The 14,437-nt window shown below is 54.9% G+C and carries 14 protein-coding genes and 1 tRNA gene; 11 read left to right on the plus strand and 4 right to left on the minus strand.

Annotated features, from left to right (window positions below):
- Positions 1-126 precede the first annotated feature (126 nt).
- The 4 genes from C5F52_RS14820 to C5F52_RS14835 form a co-directional block, all read right to left on the minus strand.
- Positions 127-1,377, minus strand: coding sequence for an NAD(P)/FAD-dependent oxidoreductase (locus C5F52_RS14820; protein WP_104799143.1), 1,251 nt, complete (start codon positions 1,375-1,377; stop codon positions 127-129).
- A 39-nt stretch (positions 1,378-1,416) separates the two neighbouring features.
- Complete coding sequence (gene cobA, locus C5F52_RS14825) at positions 1,417-2,199, minus strand: uroporphyrinogen-III C-methyltransferase (RefSeq protein ID WP_104799144.1); 783 nt, start codon at positions 2,197-2,199, stop codon at positions 1,417-1,419.
- Between the two features lie 2 nt (positions 2,200-2,201).
- Positions 2,202-3,104: a DNA-binding protein YbiB gene (gene ybiB, locus C5F52_RS14830; RefSeq protein WP_104799145.1), complete on the minus strand. Its 903-nt coding sequence runs from the start codon at positions 3,102-3,104 to the stop codon at positions 2,202-2,204.
- Positions 3,105-3,176: 72 nt separating this feature from the next.
- Positions 3,177-3,476, minus strand: coding sequence for a hypothetical protein (locus tag C5F52_RS14835; protein ID WP_104799146.1), 300 nt, complete (start codon positions 3,474-3,476; stop codon positions 3,177-3,179).
- A gap of 160 nt (positions 3,477-3,636) precedes the next feature.
- Here C5F52_RS14835 and C5F52_RS14840 point away from each other — a divergent pair, with 160 nt between their 5' ends.
- The 11 genes from C5F52_RS14840 (at position 3,637) to C5F52_RS14890 (ending at position 14,429) form a co-directional block, all read left to right on the plus strand.
- Positions 3,637-4,326: a response regulator transcription factor gene (locus tag C5F52_RS14840; RefSeq protein WP_236657884.1), complete on the plus strand. Its 690-nt coding sequence runs from the start codon at positions 3,637-3,639 to the stop codon at positions 4,324-4,326.
- Between the two features lie 3 nt (positions 4,327-4,329).
- Entirely contained in the window at positions 4,330-5,727 is a 1,398-nt protein-coding gene (locus C5F52_RS14845) for a cell wall metabolism sensor histidine kinase WalK (RefSeq protein ID WP_104799147.1), read from the plus strand.
- Positions 5,728-5,814: 87 nt separating this feature from the next.
- On the plus strand, positions 5,815-7,824 hold the full coding sequence (locus C5F52_RS14850; protein ID WP_104799148.1) for a TerB family tellurite resistance protein: 2,010 nt from the start codon (positions 5,815-5,817) through the stop codon (positions 7,822-7,824).
- A 50-nt stretch (positions 7,825-7,874) separates the two neighbouring features.
- Positions 7,875-8,915 (plus strand): tRNA (adenosine(37)-N6)-threonylcarbamoyltransferase complex transferase subunit TsaD, encoded by a 1,041-nt coding sequence (gene tsaD, locus C5F52_RS14855; RefSeq protein ID WP_104799149.1) that lies wholly within the window; start codon positions 7,875-7,877, stop codon positions 8,913-8,915.
- A 126-nt stretch (positions 8,916-9,041) separates the two neighbouring features.
- Positions 9,042-9,305: a 30S ribosomal protein S15 gene (gene rpsO, locus C5F52_RS14860; protein ID WP_104799150.1), complete on the plus strand. Its 264-nt coding sequence runs from the start codon at positions 9,042-9,044 to the stop codon at positions 9,303-9,305.
- Positions 9,306-9,502: 197 nt separating this feature from the next.
- On the plus strand, positions 9,503-11,635 hold the full coding sequence (gene pnp, locus C5F52_RS14865; protein WP_104799151.1) for a polyribonucleotide nucleotidyltransferase: 2,133 nt from the start codon (positions 9,503-9,505) through the stop codon (positions 11,633-11,635).
- Between the two features lie 28 nt (positions 11,636-11,663).
- Entirely contained in the window at positions 11,664-12,665 is a 1,002-nt protein-coding gene (locus C5F52_RS14870) for an NAD(P)H-quinone oxidoreductase (protein ID WP_104799338.1), read from the plus strand.
- Positions 12,665-13,423, plus strand: a complete 759-nt coding sequence (gene tpiA / locus C5F52_RS14875) for a triose-phosphate isomerase (RefSeq protein WP_104799152.1) — start codon at positions 12,665-12,667, stop codon at positions 13,421-13,423. Before C5F52_RS14870 ends, tpiA begins: the two co-directional genes overlap by 1 nt.
- Before the next feature lie 25 nt (positions 13,424-13,448).
- Positions 13,449-13,787, plus strand: a complete 339-nt coding sequence (secG, locus tag C5F52_RS14880; RefSeq protein ID WP_104799153.1) for a preprotein translocase subunit SecG — start codon at positions 13,449-13,451, stop codon at positions 13,785-13,787.
- 108 nt (positions 13,788-13,895) lie between these two features.
- Positions 13,896-13,980: transfer RNA gene (locus C5F52_RS14885), tRNA-Leu, on the plus strand.
- Positions 13,981-14,069: 89 nt separating this feature from the next.
- Positions 14,070-14,429 (plus strand): NADH-quinone oxidoreductase subunit A, encoded by a 360-nt coding sequence (locus C5F52_RS14890; protein ID WP_104799154.1) that lies wholly within the window; start codon positions 14,070-14,072, stop codon positions 14,427-14,429.
- Positions 14,430-14,437 lie beyond the last annotated feature (8 nt).

Consider the following 14,437-nt stretch of genomic DNA (forward strand, 5'->3'; position numbering starts at 1 on the left):
TTCCAATTATTTGCAGTCAGAGGGTGCCTAGGAAGATCGTGCCTGAGCGCCATGCCTGCGGTGTTCCCCAACATTAAGTTGATCAGGCCGTTGGGGGTTTGCCAGCAAAGACAGAAATTATAGCGACTAAACCGCCGGTTTTAAATGGGCGCCCAAGGCTTTTGCGCAGGCATGGGCGCTGGACCAAGCCCATTGGAAGTTGTAGCCGCCCAGCCAGCCGGTGATGTCCACCACTTCGCCAATGAAATACAGGCCTGGTTGCTTGGATTCCATGGTTTGCTGCGACAAATCGCGGGTGTCCACGCCGCCCACGGTGACCTCGGCTTTTTTGTAGCCCTCGGTGCCCGTGGGGGTGAGGGGCCAAGCGCTCAGGCGCTGGGCCAAGAGGTTCAGGGCTTTGTCGCTGGCTTCAATTACGGGGCGTTGCCATGCTGCGTCTTGGCTGGCCCAGGTGTCGGCCAAACGTGAGGGCACCCAAGCGTTCAGCTCGTTGGCGATGAGTTTTTTAGACTGCTGCTTGGCGGTCATGAGTGCCTCTTGCAAGTCCACCTCGGGGGCGAGGTTGATGCGCAAATCAGTGCCTGCTTGCCAATAGCTGGAGATCTGCAGCACACCTGGGCCCGATAAGCCGCGGTGGGTGAAGAGCAAATCTTCGTCAAAGCTTTGCAGGGTTTTCTTGGCGCCTGTTTCGATGCGCACAGGCAGTGACAGGCCTGAGAGCTGTGCATAGGGTGCCCACGCTTTGTCGTCAAAGGTGAGGGGCACAAGGCCGGGACGGGGCTCAACCAAGCGCAGGTTGAATTGCTTGGCCAGTCGATAGCCAATGTCGGTCGCGCCAATTTTGGGGATGGACAAGCCGCCGGTAGCGACCACCACAGCCGCTGCGTGCACTGTGCCTTGACTGGTGTCGACTTCGTAGCGTTGCGCATCAGGGGCGGCGTCGGAGTAGCGAATGTCTTTGAGGTTGCAAGGCTGCCAGCGGGTGACGCTGCCGCCGCTCGCCGAGCCATTGCATTCAGCCAGCAACATTTGAATCAGGTCTTCGGCTGAGCGATCGCAAAACAGCTGGCCTTTGTGCTTTTCGTGAAACGGAATGTTGTGCTTTTGCATGAGCGCCACAAAGTCTTGCGGCGTGTAGCGCGACAGCGCGCTGCGACAAAACTGAGGGTTGTCACCCAAAAAGTGTTTGTGCGGGGCGCGAACATCAAGCTCGCGGTTGGTGAAGTTGCTGCGGCCCCCGCCGGAGATGCGAATTTTTTCGGCCACTTTCTCGCTGTGGTCCAGCACCAGCACTTGTAAGCCTTGTTGCGCAGCCACGCCTGCACAAAACAAACCGGCAGCACCGGCGCCCACGATCACAACGTCAAAAATTTTCATGCGGCGAGTTTAGTGGTGCTGCGCTTTAGCGCTAAGCACTTAGCCCGCAGAGGCTTGCAGTTCAGTGCCGTGTTGCATCGCCAGCAAGCCTTTGAATACATCGCCAATCACGATGACAGACGGGCTCGCCAGTCGCTCGCGAATGATGGTGTCATGCAACTGCTGCAGCTCGCACACCACATGGCGCTGCGTAGGCAGGCTCACTTGGTGAATCACGGCCACAGGCGTATCGGCGCGCATGCTTTGCAGCAGGGCGTCTTGCAGATGCGCTGCGCCAGTCACGCCCATGTAAATGACCAGCGTGAGTTTGGCTTGTTGTGCAGTTTGGCCCAATGCCACCCAGTCCACGCTGTCAGCCGCACCTTGTTTGGCGTGGCCGGTGATGAACACCACGCCATGCGCGTGTTCGCGATGGGTGAGGGGAATGCCCAACGAGGTCACGCCCGCTAACCCGGAGGTGATTCCATTGATGACTGTGACCGTGATGCCTTGTGCCTGCAAGTGCTCGACCTCTTCGCCACCACGGCCAAAGATGAAAGGGTCGCCGCCTTTGAGGCGCACCACGGTTTCACCCGCCAGCGCTTCTTGGGCCATGAGCTTTTCAATGAAGGCTTGCGGGGTGGACTTGCAGCCGCCGCGCTTGCCCACATGGATGATGCGTGCCGTGGGCGAAGCATGGGCAGTGATGGCATCGCTCACCAAGTCGTCCACCAACAACACGGTGGCCGCAGCGATGGCTTTGACCGCTTTGAGCGTCAACAGTTCAGGATCACCTGGGCCTGCACCGACCAAAGTTACATGGGGTTCGTGTGCGTGTGTCATGGTCAAAGGCTCAAGGCTTTCAACACCGCTTGTACTTGTGCGGCCAGCGGTGCGGGGACGGGCAATTCGCCGTTGAGCACGGCCTGTGTGTAGCGTGCGGTGCTGGCTGCGTCGATGTCGGTGGGTAGCTCTGGCAGTTTGATGAGCGAACCTGCTTGCGCTTCGACCAAGGGCGTGCGGATGCCACGAACAAATGCGGCCATTTGTGGGGTGCGGCGCGCATCGGCCACCACTTCGCCTTCGGTGCCGCGCAGCAGCAGGGCGCGTGCGCCGGTCAGCTCAAAGGTGGCGGCCATGGAGGTGGCGTATTCGGGGTGGGTGTAGCTGCTGACCAGCAAGGCGTTTGCTTCTGTCGTGGGGTTCATCAGCTTGACCAAGCTGTGCGCGGGGTTGCGCAGGCCCACCACGCGACGCACATCGAGCAAACGTTTGAGGTTGGGGTTGAGCACTTCGGTGGGGGCAAACACCACCTCACCCGCTGCGACAGCGCGTGCTTGGGCGAGGGCCGTCACACCCATGGCGCTTAACACCGCTTGGCTGGTGATGCGCGTGGATTCGGTGGCTGTGCCGTGCATCACCACGGCCAAGCCTTCGCGGGCCAGCAAGTGGGCGAGTAAAGGTGTGAGCACGGGTAGCTTGCGTGCGCCGTTGTAGCTGGGCAGTACGACCACAGGGCTGGTGGCGCTGATGTGCTGCAAGCGCGCATGTGTGGCATCTAGAAAGCCAGCCATTTCTTGGTCGGTTTCGCCCTTGATGCGCATGGCTATGCAAAAGGCACCCAGCTCTAAATCGGTGACATGGCCATCCAAGATTTGGCCCATCAAATCAGCGGCTTGTGCACGGTCCAGCGCACGCGCGCCGTCGCGGCCGCGTCCGATGTCTTTGATGTAGTGGCTGATGCTCATACTGCGATTGTCTCGCAGGCTAGATAACTTATGGCTATATGACTAATTTAGGCGTGGATACACGTTGAAGCGCTAAACGAATTGGTCCAGAAGCAATCCGTTCAGCTTGTCGCTTCGGTGGATATCGGCAGGCATGTGTGTGTATTCAATAGTTCTCACAACCTCACCAGATCGCTCATCTTTGATGACCACATTGAGTGTTTTTTCAATGCTGTCAAACGCAAACGACACCGCAATCACGCTGGGGGCGTGTGCTTGAGATGTCGCGGAAGCGGAGGGCGTCGGGGCCGTGCTGGCGATCGACGTTACCGCGCTGATCACGGGGTCTTCCAGGTGGGCTGGCGTGCTGGCGATGGGCGGTAGATGTGACATGGCGTTTCTCTGTGGGCGTTAACACCTGAACTATCGACACGCATTCACGCTAGATTAGTGACATGCCTGTCATGCGCTGAACGATGACGAAGATGTCATTTGGCGTGTCCTTTCAATTGGAACTAATCGATTCAAAATGAAATCAAATCAAAAACAAGGGATGGTTGGTTTGAAAATTTTGTTGATTGAAGACGAAGCCAAGATTGCGGAGTTCGTCATCAAGGGTTTGTCTGCCGCTGGCTATGACGTGACGCATGTCGATGATGGTGAACGAGGCCTCGCCGCAGTGCTTGTAGGTGCGCACGATTTGGTGATCTTGGATGTGATGTTGCCCAAGCTCAATGGTTTTGACCTCTTGCATCAAGCAAGAGGGGCTGGCATTACAACGCCGGTCATCATCCTCAGTGCCAAAGTCGATTTACCCGACCGCTTGATGGGTTTTGAGATGGGCGCAGATGACTACTTGCCCAAACCGTTTTTTGTGGAAGAACTGGTGGCGCGCATCAAGGCCGTGATGCAGCGCAAGATGCCTGAGCAAGTGCAGCAAATTTCATTGAGCCATCTGACGCTGGATGTGGTCAGTCACAAGGTGCAGTGGTTTGACGTGACGGCTGTGTTGAGTCAGCGTGAGTTCAGTTTGCTGGCCTTTTTGATGCGCTCTCCAGGACATATTTTTTCGCGCCAACAAATTCTCAAACACGTGTGGGAAATCAACTTTGATCCAGAAACCAACGTGGTGGATGTGTGCGTGCGTCGCATCAAACGAAAGCTTGAGCGCGGCAGCAATGGGCGTGTATCGCCGATAGAGTCTGTGCGCGGAGTTGGTTATCGCTTGCGCGTGGAGGCTTGAGTCATGAAAAAGTCGTTCAAAGTACGTATCTTTTTGCATGTGGTTTTGATCACGGCGGTCGTGATTGTTGCCAATCGTTTGACGGCGCAGCATTTTTTAACCGATCAGTTGCAAACCCGCATCCATCAAGAAATGGGCGTGGCGCTAGAAAAATGTGAAGATCATTTTCAGCGCCCCGACGAGTTTCTAAGCTGCTTCAAGGCACTTGAAAAAGGTAGTTTGTTCAGCAATATTTCTGATTTTTATGTGCTGTGTGACAGCGCAAAAGATACCGTTGACATCCCTGCCTTTCCTGTGTGTCGGTCCTTGTTGAAGGCCAATGATTTTTGGCGAGGTGATGCGGCTTCGATTCAAGGTCATGTTGAGTTTTCGCATGGCGCGATCGGCTCGCAGAGTTGGTACGCGGTTCGGTTCAAAGACCGATTGAAAGGCTCTGAAATTTGGCTGGATGGGGCGGAGATTGATGCTTTGATGCTGCGTGTGTGGGCATTGCGTGATCGCAACACCATTTACGTGTTGCCAACGATTCTTGTCACGCTGCTGGCATTGACGCTCTACTTAACCTATGTGGTGATGCGGCCCATCGCTTCTATACAAAACAACATGGCCAAGCTGACCGCGAATACGTTGGATCAATCCATTGTGTTGCAAGCGCCTTTCAAAGAATTTGAAGCCTTGGTCAAAGTGTTTGATGATTTGCGTTTTCGCTTGAACGACAGCTTCACCAAAGCGCGTCGCTTTGCCTCTGATGCATCACACGAGTTGAGAACGCCGCTCACCATTTTGCGTGGCAACGTCGAGCGCTTGATTCACGATTTGCCGATGGGTTCAGATGCTCAAATTCGCATGCGCAGCATGAGTGATGAGGTCGAGCGTTTGATTGAAATCACAGAGAAACTTTTGTTGTTGTCTCGCGCAGATGCCAACAGTTTGAAGCAAGAGCTAACCGATGTGAATTTGAGTTTGTTGCTGACGCAGTTGGTCAAAGATGCCCATTCGTTCCAATCGAATTTGAAAATTTCTAGCACCATTGCACCTCATGTGATTTGGCGTTGCGACAAGACATTGGCGCATCAACTCATTCACAACTTGTATGCCAATGCGGTGAATTACAACCAAGCACATGGGTGGATTCACGTCACGCTTGAGCAAGCAGACGGGGCTTTTAAGTTGTCGGTGGAAAACCCAACATCAGACATCCCCGCGGACTTGAGTGAGCGGGCGTTTGATCGCTTTTACCGGGGGGATGCATCCCACGCCCGTCAGGTGGATGGCTTGGGGTTGGGCTTGAGTATTTGTTTGGAGATCGCCAAGTTGCACAAAGCCACTTTGGCGTTGACTGTGACCGAGAAACAAACGGTCATGGCAACCTTGTTTGCACCTTTGTCACCTTCAGTTTGAGCTGTGTACTTGATGACGAAGGCGTCATCAAGCGGTTCTATGACGCAGTTGTCACCCAAAAACTTATCGGAGTGATTACCGTGATGCATGGCCGTCGCGAACCTCAAACCCAATCTACTAGACAACCTCAAAAATCAGGCAGGTGAGGTTGGGCTTGACGGCGCTGAGCAAATCTTTTTAACGCCTTATTTGGCGCTTGCTTGCAGCTTGCTCTACATGATGGCGTCTGACGGTGAGCTAGAAGCGCAAGAGAGCAGCCAACTTCAAGCCGTGCTGGGCGGTGATAAAGCCGTCCTCAGCTACGCCTTGCGTTATGTGCAGTCGGTTCCCATTGAGCAGTTTTTTGTAACTGCTTCAGAGCTGCTGAGCGTCAAAGACAAGTGGTGCATTTTGGCCAATGTATGCGATGCCTTGCTGGCAGACGGGCATGCGGACCATGCCGAGCTGGCCCTTTTTGCCCAAATGACGAGCGCATTTGGCATGCGTGAAGCGCAGTTTGAACCTTATTTCAAAATACTGGCGCTCAAAAACGACAAGTCTGTTTTGGGTAAATACACGGGCGTCAGGGAAGATCGCCAGCCCATGACGCCCCACTTTGCGCTGGCGATTGCCTTGCTTTACATGTTGACGTCAGACGGCTCAATTGGCCCCCAAGAGGTAGGGCAGTTGGAGGCTGCGATTGGCGAGTTTGAGGGCTTACAAAACGTGGCGCTGAAATACGTGCGCTCGGTCAAGTTAAAGCAGTTCTTGGATGAGGCTTCAGCTTTGTTGAGGCCTGAGCAAAAAATCTACATCCTGACGAATGTGTGTGATTCGATGTTGTCAGACGGCGAAGTGGCGCATTTGGAGGACAAGCTTTTTCTGAACATGTTGACGGCATTTGGTTTCACCGAGAAAACCTTTGCGCGTTATTTGAAAGTTCTGGAAATCAAAAATTTCAAGCCTTTCGATGCCAGTGCATTTAAAAATCGCGTGACCCACGAACGTCTGACCGGCAGCGATGAGGAGGAGGGGGTCACATTCAAGAACGAGTTGATCGATGCCAGTGGGACGAAGATCGATGGCTTATCCGAGGCTGCGAACCAAGGGGTATGGGTGGGGGCTGCGGATGACTCTGAGATGAGCCAGTTCATAGCCCGTACCATGAGCGACAACATCCAAAGCGTGTCAGATGATTTCGAAAGCCAAGGTAATGTTGTCAAGGTGGGTTTGAATGCCACGGACGGTTTGAACCTTCAGAAGCTCGGCGATGACGATGCGTCCAAGAATCGTCAACGCATCGATGGCATAGGGCCTGCTGACAATGTGCAGCAAATAGATGCGTCAACACAAGATGCCAATCGACAACTCCTTGGCCCTTCGGACGCCATGGCCAACCGTCAGTCGATTGAGCTGGGTGGGTCTGACGCCAATGTGCAAACACTGGATGTAGAAACTTCGGATTTGCACCGCGAGGCCATCGCGCCAGAGGTTCGGTTGCAAAATATCCATGAGGTGGCGGAAGAGGTCAACCACAGGCTTGACCGTTTTGAGGTGGCCCATTCCCGTTTTTTGCAGATAGGACGCGCGCAAAAGTTCAATGATGCATTTGTCTTGATGGACGATGATGCGTCTGACATGAACCAACAGTTGGTCAACGCGTCATTTGCTCGGCTTGGGCTTGAGTTTTCCATGACGGACGCGGGTGTTGGTGCTGAGGCTTTGCCTGATGCGGCAAAAGAGCAAGGCGCAAAAGAACAAAAAGACGTGCCGCCAAACGGCCATCATGGTGCCACCCTCCCAGTGGAAGCCGCAGCCGATGTGCAGTCTTTGTCCACTGATGGTGTGCTGATTGCTCCAGTCGATCGCGCCACTTTCGCGACGAAGCGGGGTCGATCCGGCGATGCGGCGTTGTTGCGTGGTCGCGGTTTTGTCTATGTTCAGTTCATGGTTGCAGCCTTTGCGATTGCATTTGCCGCACCGATTGAGACGCGCATGACTTTGGGGCGTTCGGTGACGGGGCCTTTGATCATGCTGCCAGTTCTGACGTCAGAGCCCATTGAGCAGTCCAACGTCTTCGAATCCGAGCTGGCTTCTGTGCGTGAACAACCACGTTGAGGTGATGCGTGGTGGCGATGCCTTGGGTGCAGCGCATAAACTCAAGGCCTATGTTGATCCTCGGTATTGAATCCTCTTGCGACGAAACAGGTGTGGCGCTGGTCCGCTCTGAAGGCTCGGCCTTACCCACGTTGCTATCGCACGCTCTTTATAGCCAAGTGGCCATGCATGTGGCCTATGGCGGCGTGGTGCCTGAGTTGGCCAGCCGAGACCACATTCGCCGTGTGATTCCGCTGGCGCGTGAAGTGATGGCTGAGGCAAAACACAGTTTGCAAGATGTGGATGTGGTGGCCTATACCCGTGGCCCCGGCTTGGCTGGCGCTTTGCTGGTGGGGGCGGGTGTGGCCTGTGCCTTGGGCGCTGCTTTGAACAAGCCTGTGCTTGGCGTGCATCACCTTGAGGGCCATTTGCTGTCGCCGTTTTTGAGCGAAGACCCGCCCGAGTTTCCGTTTGTCGCCCTGTTGGTGTCGGGCGGCCACACGCAGCTCATGCGTGTGGACGGGGTGGGGCACTATGAGTTGCTGGGTGAAACCATTGACGATGCTGCAGGCGAAGCGTTTGACAAGTCGGCCAAGCTCATGGGCTTGGGTTACCCCGGTGGCCCGGCGCTCTCAAAGCTGGCTGAGCAGGGCGACCCTGCTGCCTTCAAGCTGCCGCGTCCCTTGCTGCACAGCGGTAATTTAGATTTTTCGTTCGCGGGCCTCAAAACTGCGGTCATGACCCAAGCCAAAAAGCTGGGTGATGACTTAGAAGCCCGAAAAGCTGATTTGGCGGCATCGACCGAGGCTGCCATCGTCGAGGTGCTTTTGAAGAAATCTCTCACAGCGCTGCGCGAAACTGGGCTGAGACGCTTGGTTGTGGCTGGCGGCGTAGGGGCCAACCGGCATTTGCGCGAGCAACTCAATGCTGCATGCAAGCGCCAAGGCGTGCGGGTGCATTACCCCGAGCTGCATTTGTGTACCGACAACGGTGCCATGATCGCCATGGCCGCTGCCATGCGCCTGCAAAGTGGCGAGGGTGGCATGGCCCAAGCCCAGCCGCGCTACAGCTTTGACGTCAAGCCACGCTGGCCGCTGGCTGAATTGGCCTGAATCAGGCCAATTGGCTCAAGACGGCTGCGCCTGCTATACTCTGCGGGCTTTACCTTTTGGGGTAAACACAGCACGTTGCACCAACTTCCACGGTGCAACGCAAGTCAAATATTTAAGGAAAAAACCATGTTGACAGCAAAAATTGCTGAAGTCGTTAAAGACAACGCACGCGCCGCAGGCGATACAGGTAGTCCCGAAGTCCAAGTGGCTTTGTTGACAGCTCGTATCAACGAACTCACACCTCACTTCAAACAACACGCCAAAGACCACCACGGTCGTCGCGGTTTGTTGCGCATGGTGAGCCGTCGTCGCAAATTGCTCGACTACCTCAAGTCGAAAAACTTTGACCGTTACGCTGCTCTGATTGCCAAGCTTGGCCTGCGCAAGTAAACGTTAAAGTTTTCGCGAAAAACGCCTGAGTTTTCAAGAAGCTCAGGCGTTTTGCACTTTTAATCACCCATTTTTCACAAACGGCAGAACATTCAGGCGCAGATTCGAAAGCTGTGTCATTCCAAAAAAGCCCCAACTTTTCTGGAATGGCATCGTGTGCTGCACCGTGTCATGCCAAATTTCTCAAGGAAAACACAATGTCCATTTTCAATAAAGTTACCAAGACATTCCAATGGGGCCAACACACGGTCACCATGGAAACCGGCGAAGTGGCTCGCCAAGCTGGCGGCGCTGTGCTCGTCAACATGGACGACACCGTGGTGTTGGCCACTGTCGTGGGTTCGAAGATTGCCAAAGCTGGCCAAGACTTCTTCCCATTGACCGTTGACTACATCGAGAAAACATACGCTGCAGGCAAGATCCCCGGCAGCTTCTTCAAGCGCGAAGCCAAGCCTAGCGAACACGAGACATTGACCAGCCGTCTGATCGACCGCCCCATCCGTCCATTGTTCCCAGAAGGTTTTTACAACGACGTGCACGTGGTGATTCACACCGTGTCGTTGAACCCAGAAGTCGATGCCGATATTGCAGCCTTGATCGCTGTGTCTGCTGCGTTGAGCATCTCTGGCATCCCTTTCAACGGCCCCATCGGTGCCGCTCGCGTGGGTTACATCAACGGCGAATACGTCTTGAACCCAGGTCAAACACAACGCAAAGACAGCCAGATGGACCTCGTGGTCGCTGGTACAGAAGCTGCTGTGTTGATGGTGGAATCTGAAGCTCAACAGCTGTCAGAAGAAATCATGTTGGGTGCTGTGGTGTTCGGCCACGAGCAAGGCAACATCGCGATCAACGCCATCCACGAATTGGTGCGCGACGCTGGCAAACCAGCATGGGACTGGGCTGCACCTGCGAAGGACGAGCCACTGATCGCCAAGGTTCAAGCCCACGCGGAAGAGAAACTGCGCGCTGCCTATCAAATCCGTAACAAGCAATCACGCACTTTGGCTTGCCGCCAGGCCTACGCTGCTGTGATGGAATCCCTCAAGGCTGACGGCGTTGAGTTTGATTCGGTCAAAGTCGAAAACATGTTGTTCGACATCGAAGCTCACATCGTTCGCAGCCAAATCTTGGCAGGCGAGCCTCGCATCGATGGCCGCGACACACGCACTGTGCGCCCCATCGAAATCCGTAACAGCGTGTTGCCACGCACCCACGGTTCTGCGTTGTTCACACGCGGCGAAACCCAAGCTTTGGTGGTCACCACTTTGGGTACAGAGCGCGATGCACAACGCATCGATGCCTTGGCTGGTGAGTACGAAGACCGTTTCATGATGCACTACAACATGCCTCCCTTTGCCACTGGCGAAGTGGGTCGCATGGGCTCTACAAAGCGCCGCGAAATCGGCCACGGCCGTTTGGCTAAGCGTGCTTTGGTGGCTGTGTTGCCAACCAAAGAAGAGTTCCCATACACCATGCGCGTGGTGTCTGAAATCACAGAATCTAACGGTTCTTCATCGATGGCTTCGGTCTGCGGTGGCTGCTTGTCCATGATGGACGCCGGCGTGCCTATGAAAGCACACGTGGCCGGTATCGCCATGGGCTTGATCAAAGATGGCAACCGTTTTGCGGTGTTGACCGACATCTTGGGTGACGAAGATCACCTCGGCGATATGGACTTCAAAGTGGCCGGTACCACCAACGGTATTACCGCTTTGCAAATGGACATCAAAATCCAAGGTATCACCAAAGAAATCATGCAAGTGGCATTGGCTCAAGCCAAAGAAGCACGCATGCACATCTTGGACAAGATGCAAGCAGCCATGGGCGAAGCCAAGACTGAAGTGTCTGACTTTGCACCTAAGTTGTTCACCATGAAGATCAACCCCGAGAAGATCCGTGACGTGATCGGCAAAGGTGGCGCCACCATCCGTGCGTTGACCGAAGAAACCGGTTGCCAGATCAACATCGAAGAAGACGGCACGATCACCATCGCTGCCACCGATGGCGAGAAGGCTGAAATCGCCAAGCGTCGTATCACCGAAATCACGGCTGAAGTCGAAATCGGCAAGATCTACGAAGGCCCCATCACCAAGTTGTTGGACTTCGGTGCTTTGGTCAACTTGTTGCCAGGTAAAGACGGCTTGTTGCACATCAGCCAGATCGCGCACGAGCGTGTCGAGAAGGTCACTGACTACCTCAGCGAAGGTCAAATCGTGCGCGTGAAAGTGCTCGAGACAGACGAAAAAGGTCGCGTCAAGTTGTCGATGAAGGCTCTGATCGAGCGTCCACAAGCTGACCACGCACACGACGCAGCACCTCACGCCTAATTGGGTTTGAGAAGCGGTTGCGCACATGATGCACATCGTTGAAATCACCACGTACGGCGCCCCAGAGGTGCTGTGCGTTGGCCAGCGGCCTGTGCCGCAGGCAGGTGAGGGTGAGTTGCTGATTCGTGTCAGCGCCAGTGGCGTGAACCGCCCTGACGTGTTGCAGCGAATGGGTCACTACCCCGTGCCTGCTGGTGCGTCAGACGTGCCTGGCCTTGAGGTGGCAGGTGTCATCGAATCAGGCGATGCAATAGCTTTGGCTGCTGCCGATCTGAAAGTGGGTGACCGTGTGTGTGCCTTGGTGGCTGGTGGCGGCTATGCTCAGTATTGCGTGGCGCCCGTGGCCCAGTGTTTGCCAGTGCCAGCAGGGTTGAGTGATGTCGAGGCAGCGTCGTTGCCTGAGACATTCTTTACCGTGTGGAGCAATGTGTTTGACCGTGCGCATTTGCAAGCGGGCGAAACCTTGCTGGTGCAAGGCGGCTCTAGTGGCATTGGTGTGACGGCGATTCAAATGGCCAAGGCCATGGGCGCGACCGTCATCGTGACTGCGGGCAGCGACGATAAATGTGCAGCTTGTGTGGCCCTGGGTGCAGACCATGCCATCAACTACAAAACCCACGACTTTGCGGCCGAGGCCATGCGCCTGACCAACGGCAAAGGTGTGGATGTGGTGCTCGATATGGTGGCTGGCGAGTATGTGGCGCGTGAGGTGGATTGCTTGGCAGAAGATGGCCGCTTGGTCATCATTGCTTTGCAAGGTGGCACCAAAGGTAACTTTGACGCAGGCAAGGTGTTGCGTCGTCGGTTGCACATCACGGGTTCGACATTGCGTCCACGACCTGTGGCATTCAAAGCGGCGATTGCACGCAATTTGCGAGAGCGCGTTTGGCCATTGATTGAGTCTGGGTGTATCAAGCCTGTGATTCACGCCACGTTTGATGCGGCTTCAGCGGATGGTGCAGCCAATGCGCACCGTTTGATGGAGTCCAATCAGCACATTGGCAAGATTGTTTTGACTTGGGGTAAGTGATGAAGCAAAAACTTATTGCAGGCAATTGGAAGATGAATGGCAGCTTGGCTGCCAACGAGGCCTTGGTGCACGATGTGCAGCAGGGCTTGGCGCAAGCCTTGGGCGGCAAACACGCGCAAGTGGCGGTGTGCGTGCCTGCGGCGTATTTGTCGCAAGTGCAGCAGCTGGTCAAAGGCTCTGGCATTGATTTGGGTTCCCAAGATGTGTCGGCTTACGAGCAGGGTGCTTACACCGGTGAGCTTGCGGCTGCGATGTTGAAAGACTTTGCGGTGCGTTACGCCATCGTGGGGCATTCTGAGCGTCGTCAATATCACGGTGAAACCGATGAGCAAGTGGCGCATAAAGCGCAACGCGCTTTGTCGGCGGGCATCACGCCCATTGTGTGTGTGGGCGAAACTTTGGCCGAACGCGAAGCGGGCAAGACCGAAGAGGTGGTCAAGCGACAATTGGCCGCTGTGATTCACACCAACGGCCATTGCATCAGCGAAATCGTGGTGGCTTACGAGCCAGTCTGGGCCATTGGCACAGGCAAAACTGCCTCGCCAGAGCAAGCGCAAGCGGTGCATGCGGTGTTGCGTGGTCAGTTAAAAGCGGCGACCGAGCATTCGGATCGTGTGCACATCTTGTACGGCGGCAGCATGAATGCGGCGAATGCCGCTGAATTGTTGGCGCAGCCCGACATTGACGGTGGCCTCATAGGTGGCGCAGCCTTGAAAGCTGCAGATTTTTTAACCATCATCGCGGCTGCGGCGCGTTGAAAGTAATCATTTTTTCGGAGTTTTTATGAGTTTGATTTTGAATATCGTCCAAGTGGTTCAATTGTTGTCTGCCTTGGGCATGATTGGTTTGATCTTGGTTCAGCACGGCAAAGGTGCAGACATGGGCGCAGCTTTCGGCAGCGGTAGCTCGGGCAGCTTGTTTGGTGCCAGCGGTGGCGCGAACTTTTTGTCACGCACCACCGGTGTGTTGGCAGCTGTGTTCTTTGTGTGTACTTTGGCCTTGGCTTACTTCGGTAACTTGCGTCCTGTCAGCTCTGGCAGTGTGCTCGAAGGTGCTGTTGTGGCGCCTGCGCCGGTGGTGGAAGTGCCAGCCTCTGGTGCTGCGCAAATTCCAACGAAGTAATCGCAAAACCTTAACGCCTCAGAGCGAATGGGGCCCTTTTTCGGGGTAAACTCTTAGGCTGTTCAGGATGCGTTATCCCTCTTCGCTTTTTTGAACAAACAACCCAAAGCCGTCGTGGTGAAATTGGTAGACACGCTATCTTGAGGTGGTAGTGGCGAAAGCTGTGCGAGTTCGAGTCTCGCCGACGGCACCATCCAAAAAAAGTCTGCTGTAACTCTGGTGTCAACCAGTTACGGCAGACTTCGCAGACTAAAAACCAGATAGTCAGACCGCGAGATTGAGATGAGCTTAGAACAATACCTTCCCGTCCTCTTATTTATCCTTGTGGGCCTAGGCGTGGGGGTTGCTCCTCAAGTCATCGGTTTCTTTTTAGGCCCTCGTCGCCCAGATCCGGCCAAAAACTCTCCTTACGAATGCGGCTTCGAAGCGTTTGAAGACGCGCGCATGAAGTTTGACGTGCGCTACTACTTGATTGCCATCCTCTTCATCTTGTTTGATTTGGAAATCGCATTTTTGTTCCCTTGGGCCGTGGCGCTCAAGGAAATTGGTTTCATTGGTTTCATCGACATGATGATCTTCCTTGCCATCCTCGTTGCAGGCTTTGCCTACATGTGGATCAAGGGCGCCATCGATTGGGAATAAGGATCAAC

Source organism: Limnohabitans sp. TS-CS-82, assembly GCF_002943475.1.